Origin of the sequence: Marininema halotolerans (assembly GCF_900116235.1) — a bacterium.
GTDB classification, from domain to species: Bacteria; Bacillota; Bacilli; order Thermoactinomycetales; family DSM-45169; genus Marininema; species Marininema halotolerans.
Window position 1 is genome coordinate 325,886 of record NZ_FPAA01000001.1, and the last position, 21,193, is coordinate 347,078.

At 46.0% G+C, this 21,193-nt stretch carries 27 protein-coding genes; 5 read left to right on the top strand and 22 right to left on the bottom strand.

All coding sequences use genetic code 11. The features are described 5' to 3' along the window. Positions 1-24: 24 nt before the first annotated feature. The 13 genes from atpE to CHX35_RS01675 form a co-directional block, all read right to left on the bottom strand. Positions 25-255, bottom strand: coding sequence for a F0F1 ATP synthase subunit C (atpE, locus tag CHX35_RS01615; RefSeq protein ID WP_091832825.1), 231 nt, complete (start codon positions 253-255; stop codon positions 25-27). 61 nt (positions 256-316) lie between these two features. Next, a complete protein-coding gene (atpB, locus tag CHX35_RS01620) occupies positions 317-1,066 on the bottom strand; it encodes a F0F1 ATP synthase subunit A (protein ID WP_091832828.1) in 750 nt (249 codons plus the stop codon). Between the two features lie 9 nt (positions 1,067-1,075). Continuing rightward, the gene (locus CHX35_RS01625; protein WP_091832832.1) at positions 1,076-1,468 is read right to left on the bottom strand and encodes an ATP synthase subunit I; all 393 of its coding nucleotides are present in this window, start codon (positions 1,466-1,468) and stop codon (positions 1,076-1,078) included. Positions 1,469-1,599: 131 nt separating this feature from the next. After that, complete coding sequence (locus CHX35_RS01630; protein WP_091832835.1) at positions 1,600-1,815, bottom strand: AtpZ/AtpI family protein; 216 nt, start codon at positions 1,813-1,815, stop codon at positions 1,600-1,602. Positions 1,816-2,155: 340 nt separating this feature from the next. After that, complete coding sequence (upp, locus tag CHX35_RS01635; RefSeq protein ID WP_091832838.1) at positions 2,156-2,785, bottom strand: uracil phosphoribosyltransferase; 630 nt, start codon at positions 2,783-2,785, stop codon at positions 2,156-2,158. A 91-nt stretch (positions 2,786-2,876) separates the two neighbouring features. Continuing rightward, positions 2,877-4,124 (bottom strand): serine hydroxymethyltransferase, encoded by a 1,248-nt coding sequence (locus CHX35_RS01640; protein WP_091832841.1) that lies wholly within the window; start codon positions 4,122-4,124, stop codon positions 2,877-2,879. Positions 4,125-4,232: 108 nt separating this feature from the next. Next, positions 4,233-4,799 carry a TIGR01440 family protein gene (locus CHX35_RS01645; RefSeq protein ID WP_091832844.1) on the bottom strand — a complete coding sequence of 189 codons (567 nt, stop codon included), beginning with the start codon at positions 4,797-4,799 and terminating at the stop codon, positions 4,233-4,235. Further along, positions 4,796-5,245: a ribose 5-phosphate isomerase B gene (gene rpiB / locus CHX35_RS01650; protein ID WP_091832847.1), complete on the bottom strand. Its 450-nt coding sequence runs from the start codon at positions 5,243-5,245 to the stop codon at positions 4,796-4,798. The genes CHX35_RS01645 and rpiB overlap by 4 nt, the downstream gene beginning before the upstream one ends. A gap of 76 nt (positions 5,246-5,321) precedes the next feature. Beyond that, positions 5,322-5,963: a low molecular weight protein arginine phosphatase gene (locus CHX35_RS01655; protein ID WP_091832849.1), complete on the bottom strand. Its 642-nt coding sequence runs from the start codon at positions 5,961-5,963 to the stop codon at positions 5,322-5,324. A 253-nt stretch (positions 5,964-6,216) separates the two neighbouring features. Next, a complete protein-coding gene (locus CHX35_RS01660; RefSeq protein WP_091832852.1) occupies positions 6,217-6,933 on the bottom strand; it encodes a ZIP family metal transporter in 717 nt (238 codons plus the stop codon). Positions 6,934-6,943: 10 nt separating this feature from the next. After that, complete coding sequence (locus CHX35_RS01665) at positions 6,944-7,507, bottom strand: manganese efflux pump MntP (protein WP_091832855.1); 564 nt, start codon at positions 7,505-7,507, stop codon at positions 6,944-6,946. Between the two features lie 128 nt (positions 7,508-7,635). After that, entirely contained in the window at positions 7,636-8,370 is a 735-nt protein-coding gene (locus tag CHX35_RS01670) for an SDR family oxidoreductase (RefSeq protein WP_091832859.1), read from the bottom strand. A gap of 103 nt (positions 8,371-8,473) precedes the next feature. Further along, positions 8,474-9,445 (bottom strand): aldo/keto reductase, encoded by a 972-nt coding sequence (locus CHX35_RS01675; RefSeq protein ID WP_176391825.1) that lies wholly within the window; start codon positions 9,443-9,445, stop codon positions 8,474-8,476. A 153-nt stretch (positions 9,446-9,598) separates the two neighbouring features. Here CHX35_RS01675 and CHX35_RS01680 point away from each other — a divergent pair, with 153 nt between their 5' ends. From CHX35_RS01680 to CHX35_RS01690, 3 genes are all read left to right on the top strand, one after another. Next, positions 9,599-10,258 (top strand): TetR/AcrR family transcriptional regulator, encoded by a 660-nt coding sequence (locus tag CHX35_RS01680; RefSeq protein WP_091832862.1) that lies wholly within the window; start codon positions 9,599-9,601, stop codon positions 10,256-10,258. A gap of 312 nt (positions 10,259-10,570) precedes the next feature. Continuing rightward, positions 10,571-10,957: a hypothetical protein gene (locus tag CHX35_RS01685; RefSeq protein WP_091832865.1), complete on the top strand. Its 387-nt coding sequence runs from the start codon at positions 10,571-10,573 to the stop codon at positions 10,955-10,957. Positions 10,958-11,156: 199 nt separating this feature from the next. Further along, positions 11,157-11,576, top strand: coding sequence for a hypothetical protein (locus CHX35_RS01690; RefSeq protein WP_091832868.1), 420 nt, complete (start codon positions 11,157-11,159; stop codon positions 11,574-11,576). A gap of 62 nt (positions 11,577-11,638) precedes the next feature. Here the strand turns inward: CHX35_RS01690 and CHX35_RS01695 are convergent, their stop codons facing one another. Both CHX35_RS01695 and CHX35_RS01700 read right to left on the bottom strand, forming a co-directional pair. Further along, on the bottom strand, positions 11,639-12,694 hold the full coding sequence (locus CHX35_RS01695; protein WP_091833452.1) for an L-threonylcarbamoyladenylate synthase: 1,056 nt from the start codon (positions 12,692-12,694) through the stop codon (positions 11,639-11,641). A gap of 53 nt (positions 12,695-12,747) precedes the next feature. Then, a complete protein-coding gene (locus CHX35_RS01700; RefSeq protein ID WP_091832871.1) occupies positions 12,748-13,254 on the bottom strand; it encodes a GNAT family N-acetyltransferase in 507 nt (168 codons plus the stop codon). Positions 13,255-13,374: 120 nt separating this feature from the next. Between CHX35_RS01700 and CHX35_RS01705 the strand changes: the two genes are divergently transcribed. Beyond that, positions 13,375-13,881 carry a hypothetical protein gene (locus CHX35_RS01705; RefSeq protein WP_091832874.1) on the top strand — a complete coding sequence of 169 codons (507 nt, stop codon included), beginning with the start codon at positions 13,375-13,377 and terminating at the stop codon, positions 13,879-13,881. Between the two features lie 69 nt (positions 13,882-13,950). Here CHX35_RS01705 and spoIIR read toward each other — a convergent pair whose 3' ends face one another. The 3 genes from spoIIR to prfA all read right to left on the bottom strand — a co-directional run bounded on the left by spoIIR (position 13,951) and on the right by prfA (position 16,771). Next, entirely contained in the window at positions 13,951-14,646 is a 696-nt protein-coding gene (spoIIR, locus tag CHX35_RS01710; RefSeq protein ID WP_091832877.1) for a stage II sporulation protein R, read from the bottom strand. 98 nt (positions 14,647-14,744) lie between these two features. Beyond that, a complete protein-coding gene (gene prmC, locus CHX35_RS01715) occupies positions 14,745-15,641 on the bottom strand; it encodes a peptide chain release factor N(5)-glutamine methyltransferase (RefSeq protein WP_176391826.1) in 897 nt (298 codons plus the stop codon). Between the two features lie 62 nt (positions 15,642-15,703). Then, the gene (gene prfA / locus CHX35_RS01720; RefSeq protein WP_091832883.1) at positions 15,704-16,771 is read right to left on the bottom strand and encodes a peptide chain release factor 1; all 1,068 of its coding nucleotides are present in this window, start codon (positions 16,769-16,771) and stop codon (positions 15,704-15,706) included. A 280-nt stretch (positions 16,772-17,051) separates the two neighbouring features. Between prfA and CHX35_RS01725 the strand changes: the two genes are divergently transcribed. After that, on the top strand, positions 17,052-18,074 hold the full coding sequence (locus CHX35_RS01725; RefSeq protein WP_091832886.1) for a CPBP family intramembrane glutamic endopeptidase: 1,023 nt from the start codon (positions 17,052-17,054) through the stop codon (positions 18,072-18,074). 106 nt (positions 18,075-18,180) lie between these two features. On the opposite strand, the gene CHX35_RS01730 is transcribed toward CHX35_RS01725, so the two are convergent. From CHX35_RS01730 to rho, 4 genes are all read right to left on the bottom strand, one after another. After that, entirely contained in the window at positions 18,181-18,672 is a 492-nt protein-coding gene (locus tag CHX35_RS01730; protein WP_091832889.1) for a hypothetical protein, read from the bottom strand. 29 nt (positions 18,673-18,701) lie between these two features. Further along, positions 18,702-19,307, bottom strand: a complete 606-nt coding sequence (locus tag CHX35_RS01735) for a thymidine kinase (protein ID WP_091832892.1) — start codon at positions 19,305-19,307, stop codon at positions 18,702-18,704. A 94-nt stretch (positions 19,308-19,401) separates the two neighbouring features. After that, positions 19,402-19,599 carry a 50S ribosomal protein L31 gene (gene rpmE, locus CHX35_RS01740; RefSeq protein WP_091832895.1) on the bottom strand — a complete coding sequence of 66 codons (198 nt, stop codon included), beginning with the start codon at positions 19,597-19,599 and terminating at the stop codon, positions 19,402-19,404. 281 nt (positions 19,600-19,880) lie between these two features. Next, positions 19,881-21,131, bottom strand: a complete 1,251-nt coding sequence (gene rho / locus CHX35_RS01745) for a transcription termination factor Rho (protein ID WP_425435289.1) — start codon at positions 21,129-21,131, stop codon at positions 19,881-19,883. Between the last annotated feature and the right edge of the window lie 62 nt (positions 21,132-21,193).

The window sequence follows — 21,193 nt, forward strand, 5'->3', positions numbered from 1 at the left end:
CGCCTATTGGCGACTTCTTCTGCCTTATACTCCGATGACTCTGAAGAGTAGCAGGATACCAAAAGCGATAGCGATAATTGGCAACGCTTCAACAAGACCAAGGGTAATCATCGCTTGACCAAAGAGACGACTCTGCGCTTCAGGTTGACGAGTAATTCCTTCCAAGTAGCGACTGAACAAGATACCGTTACCAATACCAGCAGCCAATGCAGCAAGACCGATCATGATTCCACCTGCGAGAATTCCTAATTCCATTTGTTGCATCCTCCTTTTTATAAACCGCTTTTTTTCTAGGAAACAGCGGGCCATATCGAAATTAATGTTCGTCGGAAATCTTTTGTGAAATGTATACCGTTGCTAGCACGGTAAAGATATATGCTTGGATCGTACCGACGAAGAGTGAAAATGCGATCCAAACCAACAAAGGTGCACCTGTGATCAGCGGTTTGGCGAAACCCAGCAGGATCACGATGAGCACTTCCCCAGCAAAGATGTTTGCCCATAGCCGCATGGCATGGGTAGCGGGTTTTGCCAACTCATCAATCAGATGGAGGGGCAGCATCCAGAAGTAAGGCTTCACATAATGGGAAAGGTATCCCTTTATGTTTTTACGCATCCCCATAAAGTGCGCATAGAGCGTGATTGCCAGTGCCAACGCAATGGCAACATTAATATCCGCCGTCGGTGATTTGAAAAATGCAACTTCATCGTGGGATGATTCCAACACCTCTTTTGTCAAACCAAGCCAAGGGATCGGATCATCAACCTTTGCGGAGATCATCAACAGAACGCCCAACTGGTTAGCGATAAAGATAAAGAGGAATAGTGTTAAGGAAAACCCAATGTACCGCTCTGCTTTCTTTGAATCAAAGCTCATGTTGTTGACGCCGCGGATAAACTCCAGGACCATCTCCACGAAGTTTTGAAACTTGCCAGGCCGCATCGCCCTACCACGAGTTCCAAGAATGGTAATCAATAGAACTAACGCAGCAGTGAATAGGGAACCGGCAATAACCGTGACGTCAAAGGTGAGACCGAGAAACTCCACCTTCGGTGTTGCTTCCATTTGTTTAGCTCACCCCTTTCTATTGGATAATCTTTCCTTGCCTATGCTCCAGTATTCCACAATGATTAGGAGCACATAACTCATCGGCAAACCGAGTAGGAACGAGCGATAGTCGAACCACTCTGGATAGCGGAAAGTGAGGCCAATGCCGAAGGCCACCAACAGGATTCGGGTGAGAAGTCCCGTTCCCGACCGAGGCTGGGAACCTGCCGCCGCCACTTCGCCGATGATGCGAATCCGCCTGGCTAGGTAGAGAATATTACACAGGCTGATGCCTGCACCCAAAGTCAATCCGGCAAAAAAGGGTTGATAAGGTGTGATCATCCAAAGTAGCAAAAAAATAATAAGAGGAATGATTGAGAGAATCGTAATACGGCGTCTTCTGAGATCCAATGCTTCCATGGCTAATCATCCCTTGTCGTCATGTCCCTTGAATCCCAGGGGTTTCTACCGAAAAGAGGGCACTTCCCTAACAACTGGCCAAACGGGGCGGAACACTGTCGGGACACCTATTGGGACAGAACGGCTTTCCTCTATTTCAAAAAGGACCGGATGGTAAAGGCCGCACCAATAAAGCTGATCGCCAATCCTCCGAGAACTCCAACTGCTAGGAAGACCGGCTCCGTTTCCCACTGTGCATCTAAGGTTTTTCCCGTCCAAGCCCCTGCAAGCGTAAGGATGACGACCTCAATACCTAAAGCACTGAGGACCGCTACCATCTTCCAGGGGTTGTCACTCTTTTTGTTCACATCACACACCACGCTTCATTCATAGAATGGGAGGTGTTGCAATTGGTTGGAGCGCCTTCACGGTGCGTAGTCCCTTAGACCCATAAGTGTTCCCTGTTTAATACTACCGAAGGATTCTGCGCCATGTCAACGCTTTCCCGGCCTAGGATTATGAACACATTGTCACAAATACCAGGGAGAAACGATTGACCCCAAATTCTCCTAACTGAATCAGGTTCTTCTCAGACTAGTAAGCACGTAACCTCTTCTTTTTATTCGCAAGAAAAATTCATCCTGAATAAAATAAAAACCTTCTCTCTTCGGTAATTTCTCACCGGAAAAGAAGAAGGTTATTCACACTTCACTTGGTACCAAAGAGACGATCTCCTGCATCACCGAGTCCGGGTACAATATAACTCTTTTCATCCAACTTTTCATCCACCGCAGCGACATAGATATCGACATCGGGATGATCCTTCTGCAACCGTTCGATTCCTTCAGGGGCGGCAATTAGGCACATCATCCGAATATTTTTCGCTCCCATTTCCTTGATCATACGAATGGCCTCAGAAGCCGATCCGCCGGTGGCCAACATGGGGTCAATCACGATCAGCTCTCTCTCCCCAATGTCCGAAGGCATCTTTGCATAATATTGAACGGCTTCAAGGGTTTCAGGGTCACGGTAAAGCCCGATATGCCCAACCTTTGCCGCGGGGATCAAGCGTAGTATGCCATCCACCATCCCAAGTCCTGCCCGGAGTATCGGAACAAGACCTAACTTCTTCCCTGATAACACCTTGCAAGAAGCCTCCATGACGGGTGTTTCTACGGTTACTCCCTCCAATGGCATGTCTCGGGTAATTTCATAGGCCATTAACGCGGCCACCTCGTCCACCAATTCTCGGAACTCTTTGGTTCCTGTCTCTTTATCGCGAATATAAGTAAGCTTGTGTTGGATAAGAGGGTGGTCAAATACATATACGTTACTCAAAAGAGAAGCCTCCAATCGCCTTCATTCACTCGAAAGAAAGCACCCCAACGCAGATCCCCTACGAGGGTGTGCTTTCTTAATATTGCTCGAATTAGATCTCCATATCAGCATATAAGGGGAATTTTGCTGTGAGTTCCGCCACCCGCTGGCGGGCTTGTTGTTGCGCTTGATCATCCTCAGGGTTTTTAAGGACTTGCGCCATAATATCCGCAATCTCTATCATGGCACTTTCATTCATATGACGTGAGGTGACAGCCGCTGTACCAATGCGGATTCCACTTGTAACAAAGGGGCTCTCCGGATCAAAGGGAATTGCATTTTTGTTGACAGTAATTCCTGCGTCATCGAGGAGATGTTCTGCTTTTTTTCCAGTAAGACCGGTATTACGAACGTCAATCAGGATCAAGTGGTTATCCGTTCCCTTAGAAATGATGTCAAAGCCACGCTCCATAAGTGCTTCAGCCAAATGCTTGGCATTGTCGACAATTTGTTTGGAGTATGTTTTGAAATTATCCCCCAGTGCCTCTTTGAATGCCACTGCTTTGGCAGCGATGACATGCATTAAGGGTCCTCCCTGGATACCAGGGAAAATGGACTTATCAATCGCCTTTGCATATTTTTCTTTGCAAAGAATCATTCCCCCACGGGGACCACGAAGCGTCTTATGGGTGGTGGTCGTGACAAAGTCAGCATAAGGAACTGGAGTTGGGTGATTCCCTGTGGCTACCAAGCCCGCAATGTGGGCCATATCCACCATGAGCATCGCGCCTACTTCATCAGCGATCGCTTTCATTTTAGCAAAGTCGATCGTACGCGGATAAGCACTCGCACCTGCAACAATCATTTTCGGTTGATGCTTGACTGCCATTTCCCTTACCTTATCGTAGTTAATATGATGCGTCGTCTCATCAACGCCATAGTTTACGAAATTATACAGCTTACCCGAAAAGTTTACCGGACTTCCATGAGTGAGGTGTCCACCATGCGCCAAATCCATGCCGAGTACGGTATCACCTGGTTCCAATACCGCAAAATAAACCGCCATATTTGCTTGCGCACCTGAATGGGGTTGAACATTGGCATGATCCGCACCAAACAGTTCTTTCGCACGCTCTCGCGCTAAATCCTCTACCTCATCCACAAATTCACAGCCACCATAGTACCGCTTAGCAGGATACCCTTCTGCATATTTGTTGGTCAGCACGGTACCTAAGGCTTCCAATACTGCGCGGCTGACAAAGTTTTCCGATGCGATCAATTCGATTTTCCCTCGTTGCCGACCCAATTCTTGGCTTATCGCCGCTGCAACTTCTGGATCCGTTTGCCGTACATGTTCCAACTAAATTCCCCCTCTATCTCTCCATGCAAAATGGTGATGTCACGCTTCATTGTAACAGATCCTTATGAACTTTCGGGGATCGGTTTATGGAACTCCCCTTTAATTAAATTAATCTTCCTTATCCAATACATAGATGGTGCGTGCACCACCGATTAGACGAGGACGTGTCCGTGCCATAGCCACCCGGGCCTCCCCGATCTGACGCAGAGTGGGACGTACGGGAACCGCGACGGGCTTTAGATGCATACCAATCATGGTCTCTCCAATATCGATCCCTGCATCGGCTTGAATGGATTCCACCAGCATCCCCTTGGTAAACCCGCGAAATGCCCGCGATGCCATCGCTCCTCCTGCATGGTAAACAGGAACTGCACTCACTTCTGTCAACCCTAGCACGCTGGCAGTATCCCTTTCCACAACCAATGCACGGTTTAAATGCTCACAGCATTGGAAGGCAAGGTGATAACCATGCCGTACCTGCACATGGTTGGCTCCCTCTAGAATCGCAGTAGCAACCTCATCATTTCCATCGGTTCCTATGCGGCTCCCTACCACTTCACTGGTGCTAACGCCCATGACTAACACTTGACCTGGACCCAGTGGTATCTCTGCTAAAAGCTCTTCTGTTACTTGTATAACGCGTTCTCGAATCTCGTGATGAAACCCACTCCTCACCCTTCTTCCCTTCCCTCAATTCGGTCAATTTTAGTGATACGTTGACTATGCCGACCTCCAGTAAATTCCGTCGTTAGCCAGGTACGAAGAATTTTTGCTGCTAGACCTGCGCCCACTACCCGTTCACCAAGCGCTAAGATGTTGGCATCGTTATGTTCTCGACTCATCTGAGCAGAAAATTCATCGCTCACCACTGCACAGCGAATCCCCTTTACTTTATTGGCTGCGATCGACATCCCGATTCCTGTACCACAGACCAGGATTCCTCGATCAAATTCACCAGCTGCTACTCGTTCTGCCACGGGCTCAGCATAATCGGGATAATCCACGGAATCGGTACAATTGCACCCGACATCCTCAACCTCCGCGCCCAATTCATCTAACACCGTCTTGAGCGCTTCTTTCAATTGAATCCCACCATGATCGGATCCCATAATCACTTTCATCGTTACAACCCCCTGAATAAGCTGTTCATTATCATTCACGTTTAAAAATCTTCTTTTCCATCGTACCAAAATTCCATTATGAAGATGGAGGGTTCTCCTCTTCTTGCTTCCAGCCTGCAAGAATCTGCAGCAATAATTTTTCGATTTCTTCAGCACAGCGTCGATACTCTGTCAGATTGCCCCCAAAGGGATCAACGATATCTCCTTCCATCGCAGCAGATCGTCGCCATTCCTTTTGCAAGGATTCTTCCAGTCGCTTCACTTCAACTTCCATTTGCATTCGTTCGGGAGAGCCCTGTGCCAAATTGCTATTTGTTAATAAAGCTCGTTTGGCTTCAAATTCAGCAACCAATTGATCCAATCGGGATACCGAAGTGCTTCCCTGTACATAGCCCTTCAAAGTATCCGCCTTATCCGCTGCTTCAGGGAACGTATATACAACCATCCGTCGGTGATCCCTTGTCATTGTAAAAATATGATCCGCCCATTCTACCCATTCTCGGGTTAGCGGACTGGAACGGTGCAATGTCCCATCGATCCCTCGTCCTCGTAATACCTTGATTGCATGCTCTGATGCAGTTCCTCCAGGAAATGCGGATACACCTGCGGAGCGCACGTTTACATCGTAGCCAGCTTCTTCAGCCATTTTCTCAAACATCGCTGCTGCCATTGGGCTACGACATGTATTACCCGTACAGACAAAGAGCACCTTTTTCATATCCCGTTACCTCCTTGCTCGAGCCACCCTTGTATCTTGATTGTAATTCATCGCAACGATGTTGAACACAACAGCGTACTCATCTCATCACTGTATCAAAGAAAAGTGCTTTTGATTCAAATGGCTTCCCCTCATTATCCTTTACCGCCTTTTACACAAATAGAAACGGCCTTACGGCCGTTACGTTTCAAATTGCCTTTTATTATCCCTTAAAAGGAGAAAAAGTAATCCGATTCATCGCTTCCCTGTTTTCTCAATGATGAAAAAGATGAATTACCCAAGAAAGCATACACCCTAGACCGAATCCCCATGCACTTGCCTTTGGCTCAATTTGCCAAGACCTTGGCATCACTTCTTTTACGACGACCCAAATCATTGTCGTTGCGGCAAAAAACAAGCCTGCTGCGACGGAATCGGGTGAATCCGTTAAAAAGATTTCCCCTAACCATGTACCAAAGGGCAATGCCCCTCCCGCGATCAAACTAATGCCTAAAATCGTTATCGGTGAACGACCCCCTGCAAGTAACGGAGCCGCCAACCCCACTCCCTCAGGAATATTGTGAATCGCCATCGCTATGGCCAGGGTGAAACCAAGTTCTGGCTCTGCGCCGTAACCCACTCCGATCACGGCACCCTCAGGGATATTATGGACAACAATCGCAGCGGCAAGGTAGCCACCGAGTCGATTATAAGGATTCTCCACTTCTTGCTGGGAATCCAACATACGATGTAGACCCAGCATCGTTATTAATGCGGCTCCCATCCCAAGCCCTAAGTGGACAAACCCTCCCTGTGCACTCACCGCTGCGGGTAATAGGTCGAAAAGGGCAACACTCAACATTACTGTAGCCGATAGGCTAAGGGAGCACGCAATTAATCGTTTTGACAGGTTGCGCCATACGAGGACGATCCCAACGCCTAGGAATGCAGACATACCAACCGCCGTACTTAGCCACAGGGACTCTGTCATAAACTCTCCCTCACCATAGGAAACGCAGACCGAGGAAAAATAAAATCACTCCCCCAACCGCTTCTCCGTAGTCGCCAATCCATGTGCCAACATGACGCCCTAAAAAAAGTCCTGCTCCCGCCATTATTGCGCCCATCATGCCAAAAAGGATAACGGTCAACCAAATATCCGCTGAAAACAATCCAAGGGAAAGACCCGCTGACAATGAATCTAAGCTCACACTAATCGAAAAGAGGCAGACTCCCATCATTGATCTTGTATTGATCACCCGAGCCTCTTCTTCACTGCGAAAAGCGTTCCAAATCATATTGATCCCCAGGAAGCAAAGGACTCCGCCACCTGTCATCACAGCGATGTTTTCCACTACCTTCCCCAAATAGCGACCGATCGCAAACCCCATTAAAGGCATCAATATGTGAAAAAGTCCAATGGTTCCACTGATCACTACAATTTGCCTCTGTAAAATCCCACGCATGCCAATTCCGATTCCCAGGGAAAAAGCGTCCATCCCCAGGGCTACAGCGACCATCAATAAAGTGACAAGCTGCCCCCACTGAGGCGTGGACAATTCCATCCCCTACTCTCCCTCCACCCTGCTTGTCTGTGACAAGGTTATGCACGGGATTGTCCAAAAAGAACATGCATTCAAAAGCACAAAAAAAGCAAGGGCCTTAGGTTAAGGCCCTTGCTTGATCATCCAACTTACATCGATTGTGCTGTCGGGCGAACAATAATTTCGTTTACATCAACATGCTCGGGTTGCTCTATTGCATAGGCAATGGCATCTGCGATGTTTTTGCCTTCCAGGACCTTCATATTCTTAAACTGTTCCCGAATTCTATCAAGGTCTTTATCCGTGATGGTGTTGGTTAGTTCTGTCTCTACAGCACCTGGACAAATAATCGTGGTACGGACATTCTGACCGAACTTCATTTCTTGACGCAGTCCCTCTGTAATTGCTCGAACTGCATATTTCGTCCCACTATATACCGAACTACCAGGCCCTACAATATGACCCGCGACAGAAGAAATGTTGATGATGTGACCTGATTTTTGAGCTTCCATATAAGGAAGAACGGCCCCAATTCCATACAAGACCCCTTTGATGTTCACATCAATCATCTGATCCCATTCATCGATCTTTCGTTTATTAAGGAATGAAATCGGCATCACCCCTGCATTGTTCACTAAGATATCCACCCTACCAAACTCATCAACGGTTGCCTTTGCCAAGGCTTCCATTTCAGCGTAAGAGGTAACATCCACCACGCGATAGGAGACTTTCCCCCCAATCGCCTCGATTTCTTGTTGTAGTTCTTTAAGCCGTTCTTCCCGCCGAGCAGCTAACATCACCGGAAAGCCCCGTTGCGCTAACTCTAAAGCTGTTGCATGACCAATTCCACTACTTGCACCTGTAATAATCGCTACTTTAGACATGGATGACTGCTCCTTTTTCCCTTTGATATTTATATCAACCAACCGTTCTTAAGTCGAACAGATGGATCCCATTGATTTCATGTAATTTCTTTGGCTACCAAACTCAGTATCTTTCTCCTACAGTTTGGCCAACCGGAGCCAACGTCTGAAGATGTTGTACATCTTCATGGGTTAGTTGAACATCCAAGGCAGCAATGTTTTGCTCGAGGTACTTTATCCGCTTCGTTCCCGGAATGGGAACCATGTCCTCCCCTTGAGCATGAACCCAGGCCAACGCAAGTTGTGCGGGGGTACACCCTTTCTCCGCTGCCATTTTCTCGATGCCTTCTACAATTCTAAGATTGCTTGCAAAGGCATCGTCAGTAAAACGTGGATTATGCAATCGCCAGTCGCCTTCTTTGAGTTGACCACGATCCTTTAGACTCCCGGTTAGAAAACCGCGACCGAGTGGGCTATACGGTACAAAGCCGACACCTAATTCTCGACAGGCTTGCAATACCCCATTTTCCTCAACATCTCGCGACCACAAGGAGTACTCTGTTTGAACTGCTGAGATCGGGTGAACCCCTTGTGCTCGTTTTAGTTGATCCACGGTCACTTCACTCAAACCTAAATAGCGAACCTTCCCTTCCTTCACAAGGTCAGCCATCCCACCAACACTTTCCTCAATCGGAATATTGGGATCGACACGATGTAAATAGTAAAGATCGATCACATCTGTCCCCAAGTTTTTAAGGCTCTGTTCGCATACTTTCCTCGCATTCTCAGGAGAGCCATCAAGCCCTAAATGTTCCGTTTTGGAACGGAGGGGACCAAATTTGGTGGCAATGACGACTTGGTCGTGCTTCCCTTTTAATGCTTTGCCAAGCAAACGTTCATTGGAGCTTGGCCCTTCATCATCATATCCATATGCGGTTGCTGTATCTAAAAACGTGACACCTAGCTCAATCGCTCGATGAATCGTATGAATGCCTTGGGTTTCATCTGTATCGCCATAAAACTCGGACATGCCCATACACCCTAACCCTTGTTGGGAAACCTTGAGCCCTTGTGTCCCCAAGTTAACGATCTTCAAATTGATTCCCTCCTTAAAATTTCAAGCATGGACAGAATAACACACCAAGAACACTAAGTAAACACTTTTAATAAAAAAAGTTCACTTAGTGTCGTTGGTCAACGACGTTTAAATTTGCTATAATGGTTACGATGTACAGGAAGGGGTATCTTTATGCCAAAAGAAATGGAAGGGAATAAACAACGTGAGAAGTATATTCAAAAGTTGATTCCCACCCTTAGAAAACACGGGATTGCATCCTTGAAAATGGATGAAATTACTCGTATTATGGATATAAGTAAAGCTACATTATATAAATACTTCTCATCAAAGGCAGATATCGTTAGTGAAGTTGTCGATACGTATGTGAAGTACATTCAACATATTGATGAGTTGATCATGAATGATCAAACTCCCCATGGTACACGTTTTCAAAAGGTGTTTGAACAATCCCTGTTAATCGCTTTTTATGTAACAGAAAACTTTCTGGCTGATTTAAAGGACATTCATCCAGTTGGTTTTGAGAAAATTTCCCATGCACAAGCAGAGCGTAGACACAACCTCGAGAAGTTTTATGCAAATGGCGTGGCAGAAGACATTTTTCATCCTATCCATGCCCAAATGTTCATGTTGCAAGATGAAATCGTATTGCGTAAGATTGTGGATCCCATTTATCTTCTTCAGCAGGGTTTAACCCTCGAAGAAGCTCTACGGGAGTATTATCAGCTGAAAAAATTTCAACTCTTTAAGGATGACCAGCTCGAAGCCGTCGATGATGATGCCATGGAATCCTATATTCGTTATATGGCAAATAAAGTTACTTTGGGGCTGTAATGATTTTAAATAATAAAAGAGAGCGGATATCCGCTCTCTTTTATTATTTAAACCATTACATAGGGGTATAATAACATTTATATCTATCTTTATAATGGTTACATTTTTATATACCATCTCAATAGTAGATACGCCTAAATTTTTTATACTTGACTGCTGTAATCATCGGCATATGACATCGAAACCTCAAAGTACCCCCGATACTTAACTATCAGAATATTTGATATGTTACAAGAATGTCCAAACTTATTCACTTCTATCAACATACTATAACCCAGCAACAGAGTACCAAGTGAAAGGATCGAACACATCATGGCAAGAAATATCACAACCATTGACTTCGCATTCGATACGCCGAGATACTATACTTCACTTAAAAGATTATCCCAAAAACCCTTACGGCGAATCGCTTTAGGCATTGCTGGAGTAGGGGAGAGTGTAGCCGATGGATTGATTCGTCAAATTTTCGGTCAAACCATTGGTGCGGCATGGAATCAACATACTTTAGCCCAGAGGGGCATCACTCTTCCAGCGAATTGCTTCCCTTATCCGACAGCTCTAGTCAACTATGACCCCACTTTAAACAATATTGCCACCGCCGTATTTGGAGCAATGCAACCGATTATCACAGAAATGGGTAATCAACTCGTTTTTGTAACGGCTCAATGCGAAGATGTCAGAGTCACTCGCTTTAGCTAGCCCTGCATAATTTTAATAAGCCCATAATTTCTTTTAAATAGGAATTACGGGTTTTATTCTTCTCCAACAATGTCTACATAAGAACGCAAAATAAATATCCATCGATACAGGGTATCCGCTCATTCATCCATGCCCAATCATTTCCCCCTGGTTAGACGTACATGTATTATCAACACAACATAGGAAGGGAGACCTTAACATGGCCATCATCGGTACAATCGAAATAGAGCTCGCCACCCCAAGATACCTGACATCACTTAAACGATTAACCCAAAATCCGCTCCAACGTATTTGTTTAGGTGTCCAAGATTTAGAAAGAGGAGGGGAACCCGTTGAGGAATTTGCTGTAAATGAAGAAATCATCCGTCGAATTTTTAATGAAACGATAGGGGCCGCATGGAATCAACATACCCTCGCGCAAAAAGGAGTACCTCTTCCAGCTAACTGCTTTCCGTATCCCGTCTTTCGTGTCAATTATTCTCCGAGCTTAACCAATATTGCTACAGGAGTATTTCAAGCAATGGATCCAGTCGTTGCCAATCTAAAGGATCGGCTTGTCTATGTGGTTGCGCAAAGCGCCGATCTAAAGTCCACTTTTTTCAGATCGAAAAATCGATAATCATCAAGCCTATCTAATGAAAGGGAGATCCCACCTTCGATGGAATCTCCCTTTCATTATTTTTAATCGATGATTATCCGCCCCTCTGCCGCTTTCAGCAAACGATTCATTACGGAATGATACAGGCCTTCCACAGGAAATGCTTCTGCGTAGATGATATCCACTCCGATATCATCACAGGTACGTAACGCCGCATAGAGCCCTTGAGCGACGGAGGCAGGATTTTCACGACTACCTAGTGAAAGGACATGCCCTGTGGGATAGGCATCTTTATTCTCCACTGTGGTCAGAATCGCCACCCGTTTTCCCTGTTGAATGGCTTCGTTAGCTAATTGCTTCACTTTTGTACGTTGCTTATCCCCACTTCCAGCAACCAACCACATCTGGCCATGGGGAGCATAATGACGGTACTTCATACCTGGAGAACGTGGTACTTCACCTTCTCGTTCAAGGCCTGGATCCACTTGCACCTCTCCAACAACCGAGCGCAATTGATCCAAGGTAATGCCTCCTGGGCGGAGCAACACGGGAACCTCCCCTGTCACATCTACCACCGTAGATTCTACACCCACACCGGTCATCCCACCATCAACGATTCCATCGATTCGTCCTGCTAAGTCCTGCCATACATGTTCCGCAGTAGTTGGGCTCGGCCTCCCTGAGCGATTGGCACTGGGAGCAGCGACAGGCACAGCTGCACAGCGCAACAACGCCCGTGCCACCGGATGAGAGGGAATCCGCACGCCTACCGTTGTCAAGCCTGCTGTTGTTTCTTGTGCCAAAGTCCCTTTATGCCTAATCACCAATGTGAGTGGCCCCGGCCAAAACCTTTGCAATAAGGTAGTCCCTTGCGAGGGCATCTCTGCCCAATCATCAAGGGCACTCGTATCAGCAATATGTACAATCAGTGGGTTATCCGATGGCCTCCCCTTCGCTGTAAAGATCGAAGTCACCGCTTCCCCAGAGCGAGCATTCGCTCCTAAGCCATACACCGTTTCTGTAGGAAAAGCCACTAGCCGCCCCTGTTGTATCAGGGCAGCTGCTTCTTGAATACTTGGATCGTCAAGTAATTTTGCCTCATCCCATTGTTCATTGACTCGCCACAACTTCGTCTTCATCAATCCCTAGCCCTTTCTATCTCTGACGCTTCATTTTTATCATCATACCACAATCAACTTGATCCACTAGTTACCAGCTCACCCTTAAATACGACCAACTCTTTTCCTGCCATCTCTGATTGATAGAGGTGGTTCGATTCCCGTATCTCTAATGGAACTTCCTCCCACACCACCGGCCGAAAACCAAAATGCTCAAAAATATTGCCTGATATCCCGGCTAATAAATAGACCTCCGTTAATCCACTTTTCTTCGCAAAGGCAAGCACGGTTTCAATTAACTCCAAGGCTGATTTTGCATTCCAAGAGTGATTTTCCATGACAAAGGAACGCAATAACCCACGGTTTCCATATACCTCCATGCCTGCTGTTCCAACCAATCGTGTTGGTTCGAATGTGGGATCTTCTACGACTAAAAAGAAAGGCAAATGTTCCTCGATCCCTCGTTCGTTCAAACCAGCGTGAAGCAACAATTTTTCAATCTCCGAGATATCTTCCGGTTTCGCTCTACGCACTGTAAACAAGTCATACACCCCTTCCCAGCCTAATTCTTCTCTTTCCACCTTATGCCCTGCTTGTCCCTTTTAGAACTGATTAATGAAGGCAGGGCAGGAATTTCCTCGGGTAAACCGCACTTTCTCTCCTCAAACTATAGAAGCAACAACGTAATAGGAGGTGAACCCATGTCGGTACCCGATGAATTTCAACGTGGAAACGAACGATGGTTCTTACGGGGAGGGAATTTCACAAAACAAAACACCCCATTGATAAGCATTTCGATTTTCATTGAACTACTCGCGATCAGTCGGGAGGCCGTTTCCTCTGTTCACAACGCGCGAGGACAAGAAGCTGGAAAGTTTTACTGGGATCATCAAAGTCATCGTTTAACCTATGATGTCCGTGTTCGCCCTTCAGGGGGGCCACTTCTTCCGTCAACATGGCCCTGTGAGATTCGTTCTGGTTCATTAATCTTAAAATCCTGGATGCGCGCCAGTTTCCTTATGGACGGTCAAGTTCAACTTCGAGGTACGGCAGAACTACATCAGCGACGAAGATTATTGGATCGCCGTGATTTTTCATTTCTTACCCATAGTGAACAAATACGAACCGAGGTATTTCCCCTTGGTCAAATCAATGGTGATCGAGGCGAGGTACGCATTCGCACGGAGGTATCCGAAGATACCCCCTAAATTCATAATCTCCTCACTCGCAAGTAAAGAATCCCCCCTTCCTTGTTGCTCTGGAAAAGGGGATTCTTTTTAACTGAATAAACCGGAGAAAAATTCCTCTAACGAATCTAAGAAAAACAACCGAACTTCAAGGGTATTTTTATTCTGATCGGAAGAAGCAACTTCTTGCATTGGGGCGGCTAACGCTTGATTAGAAGCCAACGCTTGTGTAGTGGCCCCCCCTTTCTCATCTTTCGGTACGGCATCGCCATTGCTCATATCGACAAAGCAGAGAGGAGGAAATAGTACACACCACCAATTGTCCCCTTTCCCTTCACCAATCGTCACCAACAGTGCTTCATATTTTCCAGCGGGATAAATTTGATCCCCATATAATTTCGTTGGAAAAGGTACTTTACCAAAATCCATTTTTACAGGATACGAATAGCCATGCTTATCCACTGTATTTTTTGCAATTTGTTGTAAGATTGGGAGGTGCGTACGTACCATTCTACGAGCTTCCTCAATGGTGTTTGGCTTTTGCGCCCAGGTTCCCATCTCTTTCAAAATGGCATCTCGCACCTGACGCTTCAACCATTGGTCCTGGGTGCGATCACTATTGGCCAAAATACGAAGGCGAATCGCTTGTTTAGGAATGCTTTGTTTTCCTTCTGCTGATACCGTAACCGCTTCTTCTCCAGATAAAAACCCTTCCCCTTGTCCAACAAGTAAGAAGAACACGCCACCTAAACTAAGGATGAAGAAAATAATAGTGCGAAAATTCATGATCAAATCCTCCCCATTCGGTCTCTTCCGTCAGTATGGACAACCCAGGGGAAGTTTAATCATAAAATACACGAAAAAAACCATTCTCTATCGAGTTTCTACGATTCACAGTCCGTCATTGAAAAGGTAACCACACGATCTCGACCCGCAAGATCTGGAATCACCTTGGTGTTTTTTACACAAGAGAGGGCATTCACAAGTTCGGTGACGGCTACCCCTTGATCCCAACCAATTTCAAAGGCAACGTAACCAGGACGCCTAAGAATCTGTGGAATTTGTTGAAGAAGGATTCGGTAGGGGTTTAGCCCATCCTCGCCCCCATCTAGAGCGAGACGGGGCTCATAATCCTTCACTTCACCATCCAACTTCTCCACTTCAATGGATGGAATGTAAGGAGGATTAGAAACCACCATGTCCACCTTCTGTTGGGACGCCTGTAATGGCATTAACCACTCTCCTTGAAGAAATTGAATTCGATCACCCACCCCATGCCGTTCAGCATTGATTTTTGCTACCATAAGAGCTTCGGCGGAACAATCGATAGCCGTAACCTTCCATTCCGGACATTCTGCGGCGAGTGTAATCGCCAAGATTCCACTCCCTGTTCCTACATCAACAAAGTGGAGAGGGGAATTGCGTTTAGAAAGTGAATCCGCTTGATGCAGGATACTTTCCACCAAAATCTCGGTATCGGGACGTGGAATCAATACATGGGGACTGACCACAAAGGATCGCCCATAAAATTCCTGCTGCCCTGTCAAGTGTTGTAAAGGCACACCCTCGATCCGAGCATGAATCCATCCATCAAGTTTCTGCTCTAAGGATTCTGGAAAAATAGTCGCTAGCTGAAGAAAAAATTGGGACCGCTCCCATCCGAGTAAAGTACGAAGCATCACTTCTGCTTCAAAAGTGCCTCCCTCACAGCCCGCGTTAATTAATCGTTGACCAGCCTGATGCCAAACTTCCTTTAATGTACATGGCTTCTTATCCGCCACCTTTATCCCTCCCATCAACAAAATAAAACCAGGCATCTGCCTGGATCGACCCTACGGAAAGCTTATTCCGCATTTTTTAGTAACGCTGATTGTTCCTCAAGGACAAGGGCATCAATTACCTCATCGAGTTCTCCATCTAATACCATATCCAGCTTGTGTAAAGTCAGCCCAATGCGATGATCCGTCACTCGGCTCTGTGGAAAATTGTAAGTACGAATTCGCTCACTTCGATCCCCAGTTCCTACTTGGGTTTTACGTGCATCAGCCATTCGTGCCGCTTCCTCTTGTTGTTTACGATCAAGTAACCGTGCACGAAGCACTCGCATGGCTTTATCTTTATTTTTAATCTGAGATTTTTCATCTTGACAAGAGACGACCACTCCGGTGGGGATATGGGTGATCCGCACAGCAGACTTGGTTGTATTGACACTTTGCCCCCCAGGACCACTGGAACAAAAGGTGTCGATGCGAATATCTTTATCGTGAATGTCAATATCGACCTCTTCCGCTTCTGGCAACATCGCTACCGTCGCTGTAGAGGTATGAATCCGCCCACCTGATTCGGTTGCAGGAACGCGCTGTACTCGATGTGCACCACTTTCATATTTTAAGCGGCTATAAGCGCCTTGACCTTGCACCGAAAAAATAATTTCCTTAAAGCCACCCATCCCAGTCGCATTGGCTTCCATCACTTCTGATTTCCATCCTTGCCGCTCACCGTAGCGGGTATACATCCGATAGAGATCCGCTGCAAACAAGGCTGCTTCATCTCCACCCGCCGCCCCACGAATTTCCACAATGACATTTTTATCATCATTCGGATCGCGCGGCAACAGCAAGATGCGTATCGCTTCTTCTAATTCCACTTTGCGTTTCTCCAGGGTAACTAGCTCACCCTTTACCATCTCCACCATCTCAGGATCACTCTCCTGATCAAGCATTTCTTTCGCATCGGCATACTGGGCGCTGACTTCCTTATACTCACAATATGCATGGTATTTTGGTTCTAAATCCGATTGTTCCTTCGAGTATTTCCGTAACTTTTTTGAGTCAGAAAGTGTATCCGGGTCACTCAATAGCCTGTTCAATTCCTCATAACGATTGCGGATCGATTCTAAACGCTCCAACACACTGCTTCACTCCTAAACGTCTGATGAGATCCCCGTCACCATCGACCGATGGATCATTCCTATCGTAATTAAAATCACTATGTTTATTATAGGTGAACCCCCTGTTCACCGTCAAAAGTCCTATTTCCCAGGGAATAACAGCGCGATTGCTTCAAAGATGTGCTTTCCCTAACTCCTTCTATGGTATGATCATTTTAACGAAGTGGAAGCAACCGGATTCCTTTCCATTTTCCCAAAAGTACTTATCCCGGAAAAATCCCGCTGATAAGGAGACAATTCAATGATTTCTGATGTACTTTTAACCATTCTTCAATTCATTCCTTTAATTCTCGTCCTATGGTTAGCCAATAAAGGAGAAGCCCGTCGAAATCAATCAGAGGGTTCCGGTATGGGTTGGGTCATTACCTCTTCTATTCTGCTTGGCCTAGGCTTTTTACTTTTATTAATGAGTGGATTACTTTTTCTCATAATGGCGTCATCTAACGCCATTGATACAATTTCCCTTCCCTTTGATATGGGTCCAAGAATATCCCTTATGGGCTGGAGTTTAATCGCACCTGCAATCTTGGGTTTCCTTTTATTTATCCCCATCATTCGACGAGGTGTGGCGCTCCCATTTTCCCTGGATATAAAGAATCGCGTTCATTCCACTTCCCTCTCGATTTTAATGTTTGTGATCGCTTATTTTTTTGTTTTCCTATCCTTTGGGATAGAAAATATGGCGAAACTCTCGACTGAATCCACCGAGGGAAATCCCATTGTTCCATTATGGACACAGCAAATTTGCTTTTTCTTTATTGCCATGATGGGTGTTGGGTGGTTAAGTGGTCGTCGTACTTTTACACAGGCATTGGCTCGCTTAGGACTTGTAAAACCTTCCCTAAAAGAGATCGCCATCGGTTTGGGTTCAGGTCTCCTCTTAGTTACTGTTGGCCCCATCCTTGAACATTTAGGACAACTGATTGGCATTGGTACCGATCCACAGGTTGGAAAGCTTACTGAAGATATGCTCGGACCGCTGTATGGCTCAGTAGCCGGCATTTTAACACTTGGTTTATCAGCAGCCTTAGGGGAAGAATCCATTTTTCGTGGCGCTCTCCAACCCCGCTTTGGTGTAGTGTTTACTGCCTTTATCTTTGCGATCGTCCATAGCAATTATGGATTTAGTATTTCAACTGCCATCGTTTTTGTTGTGGGTCTCGCTCTTGGCTTTTTACGCAATCGGTATAACACAAGCACTACGATGGTGGTTCACGCTACCTATAATATGACCCTCGGAATGATTGCTTTTTTTTCAACATAACGACAGCGAATCCAGCCAAAGAATAAGGCGAATCCTATAAGGATTCTGCCTTATTCTTTTTTGATCCACAAAAAAGCCCGAGCCTGTTAATTGCTCAGGCACGAGCTCACCCATTCCACCAAGGTAAATACGATCGTGGATCCCAGCGACTTCTCCCTACACGAACCCGTATCTCATAGCGGGGCATCTCTTTTTGAATGCGCTCCCATACCCTCCGACGAAGCTTTTCATAATCGGATTGGGCAATATCCTTAGTAGGCATAACACGGATTGCTAAATGCCCCCCCAAAATTTTCACTTCAACATTGTTGACGCCATCCATTTGCAATATCGAGCGTTCCACTCGTGCTTTATCATCCATATCGGTTGGTTGAGCCCAATCACTTGTATCCAAGTTAGGACTCGCGTTTCGAATGCCAAAGCGCCCATCATCATGCATGTAATCATAATTATTGGTTTCAAAACGACGATTGGATTCGGTGCCCAACTTTTCTTTATGATCGTAACTCTTTTCTTGACCACTCATGTTCGTCTTGGCACAACCCGTCGTACATACAAAGAGACCCGTTAACAAGATCATTAGGATTCTTCCCCACATAAAAAACACCTCCCTAACGCTAGTTTGCGTCAGGAAGATGAAAAGTTCTCCGGCAATGATTGCCGGTTCGTTTGATGGCAATGGCGACAACGGGCTTCGTATTGCTCTGAAGCACCGACTTGTATCACGGATTCTTCAGAGTCAGAAGGGGTAGGTTGAACCAACCGTTGTGTGCGGCTAGCAGCTCCCCCACATTGAATGCAAATTGCCTGAAGTTTCGTAACATATTCCGCCACAGCAAGCAACGCAGGTGTCGGTCCAAAGGGACGGCCTCGAAAATCCTGATCCAATCCGGCACAGATTACCCGAATACCTTGATCCGCAAGGGATTGAGCAACTTCAACAACTGCCTCATCCAAAAATTGAACCTCATCAATTGCCACTACATCCGTACCGGTGGTTAGTTTGGCTAATATTTCTTTTGCTTGGTCAATGGTGTCCGCCTCAGCATGGATTCCATTGTGGGAAGTGATCGCGTCCAATCGATAGCGATCATCAATCACAGGTTTAAAAACCGATACGTTTTGACGAGCAATACGCGCTCGTCGAATCCGACGAATTAACTCTTCACTCTTCCCCGAGAACATCCCACCACAGATGATCTCGATCCATCCATCCCTGGCAATCATATTCATAGCCAGTTCGATCCTCCCCTATATAGTTCCATAAAGAGAACAGGCAAGCGGCGATGCTTGCCTGTTCTCTCCTAAAAACCAATATCTATTTGTATTACATGTTGTATTTCTTTTTGAACCGATCCACGCGTCCACCAGCACTTGCACGCTTCTGTTTACCAGTGTAGAAAGGATGGCAAGCAGAGCAGATATCCACGCGCAGGTTTTCTTTCGTGGAACCCGTTTCAAAGGTGTTTCCGCAAGCACAGGTGACCGTTGTTTGTTTATATTCAGGATGAATCGCTGCTTTCATAGATTCTCACCTCTTTTCCGGGTCCAAACTTTTGCACGCTCAAATGCAAACACTATTGAGTATAGCATGTAATACAGGTTGGAGCAACCATCGTCATTGTCTAACTCATTCGGAACAAAATAGAAAACCGATTCATTACGAAAGGTTTCCTCTATTGCCTCTTCAGACAAATCCCTACCTTGGATTTTCTAACCATGGTAAGGCCTAATTCCACAGTAGAATCCTTCGTTGAAATACCCTATCCATACGATGAAAGAGATCGGTAACAGTAGCATCTTCATTTATGCAGAGGAAGAATGACGAGTATCCGAGTGGTTTTCTAATGTTGCGAGGAATTCTTCATTGTTTCGGGTATGCGCTAGCTTTTTGAGGATACTTTCCGTATTCTCTTGCCCTTCAGCAAGGGCTTGACGCAAGCTCCAAATTTTATCCATTTCATCTTCGGTAAGCAATAACTCTTCACGACGGGTACCTGAACGTCGAATATCAATTGCAGGGAAGACTCTCCGTTCAGATAGACGGCGATCCAGGTGCAATTCAAGATTGCCTGTCCCTTTAAATTCTTCGTAAATCACATCATCCATGCGCGATCCGGTGTCCACCAAAGCAGTTGCTAAAATCGTCAAGCTCCCACCCTCTTCAATATTACGGGCAGAGCCAAAGAAACGCTTGGGTTTATGAAAGGCCGCAGGGTCAATTCCCCCAGAAAGGGTCCGGCCAGAGGGAGGAATCACTAAGTTGTAGGCACGTGCCAAACGGGTAATGGAATCCATCAAAATCACCACATTCCGCCCATGCTCCACTAATCGTTGCGCCCGCTCCAGAACTAACTCCGCTACTTTAATATGATTCTCTGGCATTTCATCAAAGGTAGAGCTAATCACTTCTCCTTGAACAGAGCGCTGCATATCCGTCACTTCTTCCGGACGTTCATCGATAAGAAGAACAAATAAGTCAATATCCGGTCGATTCGTACTGATACTATTGGCAATTTCTTTAAGAAGCATTGTTTTTCCGGCTTTTGGCTGAGCAACTATAAGACCTCGTTGTCCAAGACCCACTGGAGTGATTAAGTCCATCACTCTCCCAGGAAGACGTTCGGATGGCGTCTCCATCACCAGTCGTTCTTCCGGATAGAGTGGCGTTAATGCCGGAAAATGAGGCCGCTTCGCTGCAGCATCCGGGGCCTCACCATTGACAGCGTCCACGTGCAATAGACCATAATAACGTTCGTTTTCTTTTGGCGGTCGTACTTTTCCTGATATAACGTCACCCGAACGGAGATCAAAACGCCGAATTTGCGAAGAAGAAATATAAATATCCTCTGTCGAAGGCAGGTAGTTAATCGTTCTCAGGAATCCGTACCCTTCCGGTAAAATATCTAAGACTCCGTCCATGAACAGCAATCCTGCTTTTTCTGCCTTCCCTTTTAATATGGCAAAGATCAATTCCCGTTTTTTCAGTTGTGCATAATACGGCACTTGATATTCCTTCGCTAGCTGATATAGATCAGTCAAACGTTGATTCTCCATCTCCCGGAGTGAGATATCCGTCTGCAATTCCTTCACCACACTCTTCTTTCCAAGGTTCCATC

Coding starts and splice junctions, on each gene's coding strand:
- atpE (WP_091832825.1), bottom strand. CDS start 255: ATGGAATTAGGAATTCTCGCAGGTGGAATCATGATCGGTCTTGCTGCA.
- atpB (WP_091832828.1), bottom strand. CDS start 1,066: ATGGAAGCAACACCGAAGGTGGAGTTTCTCGGTCTCACCTTTGACGTC.
- CHX35_RS01625 (WP_091832832.1), bottom strand. CDS start 1,468: ATGGAAGCATTGGATCTCAGAAGACGCCGTATTACGATTCTCTCAATC.
- rpiB (WP_091832847.1), bottom strand. CDS start 5,245: ATGAAAGTGATTATGGGATCCGATCATGGTGGGATTCAATTGAAAGAA.
- CHX35_RS01655 (WP_091832849.1), bottom strand. CDS start 5,963: ATGAAAAAGGTGCTCTTTGTCTGTACGGGTAATACATGTCGTAGCCCA.
- CHX35_RS01660 (WP_091832852.1), bottom strand. CDS start 6,933: ATGACAGAGTCCCTGTGGCTAAGTACGGCGGTTGGTATGTCTGCATTC.
- CHX35_RS01665 (WP_091832855.1), bottom strand. CDS start 7,507: ATGGAATTGTCCACGCCTCAGTGGGGGCAGCTTGTCACTTTATTGATG.
- CHX35_RS01670 (WP_091832859.1), bottom strand. CDS start 8,370: ATGTCTAAAGTAGCGATTATTACAGGTGCAAGTAGTGGAATTGGTCAT.
- CHX35_RS01680 (WP_091832862.1), top strand. CDS start 9,599: ATGCCAAAAGAAATGGAAGGGAATAAACAACGTGAGAAGTATATTCAA.
- CHX35_RS01685 (WP_091832865.1), top strand. CDS start 10,571: ATGGCAAGAAATATCACAACCATTGACTTCGCATTCGATACGCCGAGA.
- CHX35_RS01690 (WP_091832868.1), top strand. CDS start 11,157: ATGGCCATCATCGGTACAATCGAAATAGAGCTCGCCACCCCAAGATAC.
- CHX35_RS01695 (WP_091833452.1), bottom strand. CDS start 12,694: ATGAAGACGAAGTTGTGGCGAGTCAATGAACAATGGGATGAGGCAAAA.
- CHX35_RS01705 (WP_091832874.1), top strand. CDS start 13,375: ATGTCGGTACCCGATGAATTTCAACGTGGAAACGAACGATGGTTCTTA.
- spoIIR (WP_091832877.1), bottom strand. CDS start 14,646: ATGAATTTTCGCACTATTATTTTCTTCATCCTTAGTTTAGGTGGCGTG.
- CHX35_RS01725 (WP_091832886.1), top strand. CDS start 17,052: ATGATTTCTGATGTACTTTTAACCATTCTTCAATTCATTCCTTTAATT.
- CHX35_RS01730 (WP_091832889.1), bottom strand. CDS start 18,672: ATGTGGGGAAGAATCCTAATGATCTTGTTAACGGGTCTCTTTGTATGT.
- CHX35_RS01735 (WP_091832892.1), bottom strand. CDS start 19,307: ATGAATATGATTGCCAGGGATGGATGGATCGAGATCATCTGTGGTGGG.
- rpmE (WP_091832895.1), bottom strand. CDS start 19,599: ATGAAAGCAGCGATTCATCCTGAATATAAACAAACAACGGTCACCTGT.
- rho (WP_425435289.1), bottom strand. CDS start 21,131: ATGGAGAATCAACGTTTGACTGATCTATATCAGCTAGCGAAGGAATAT.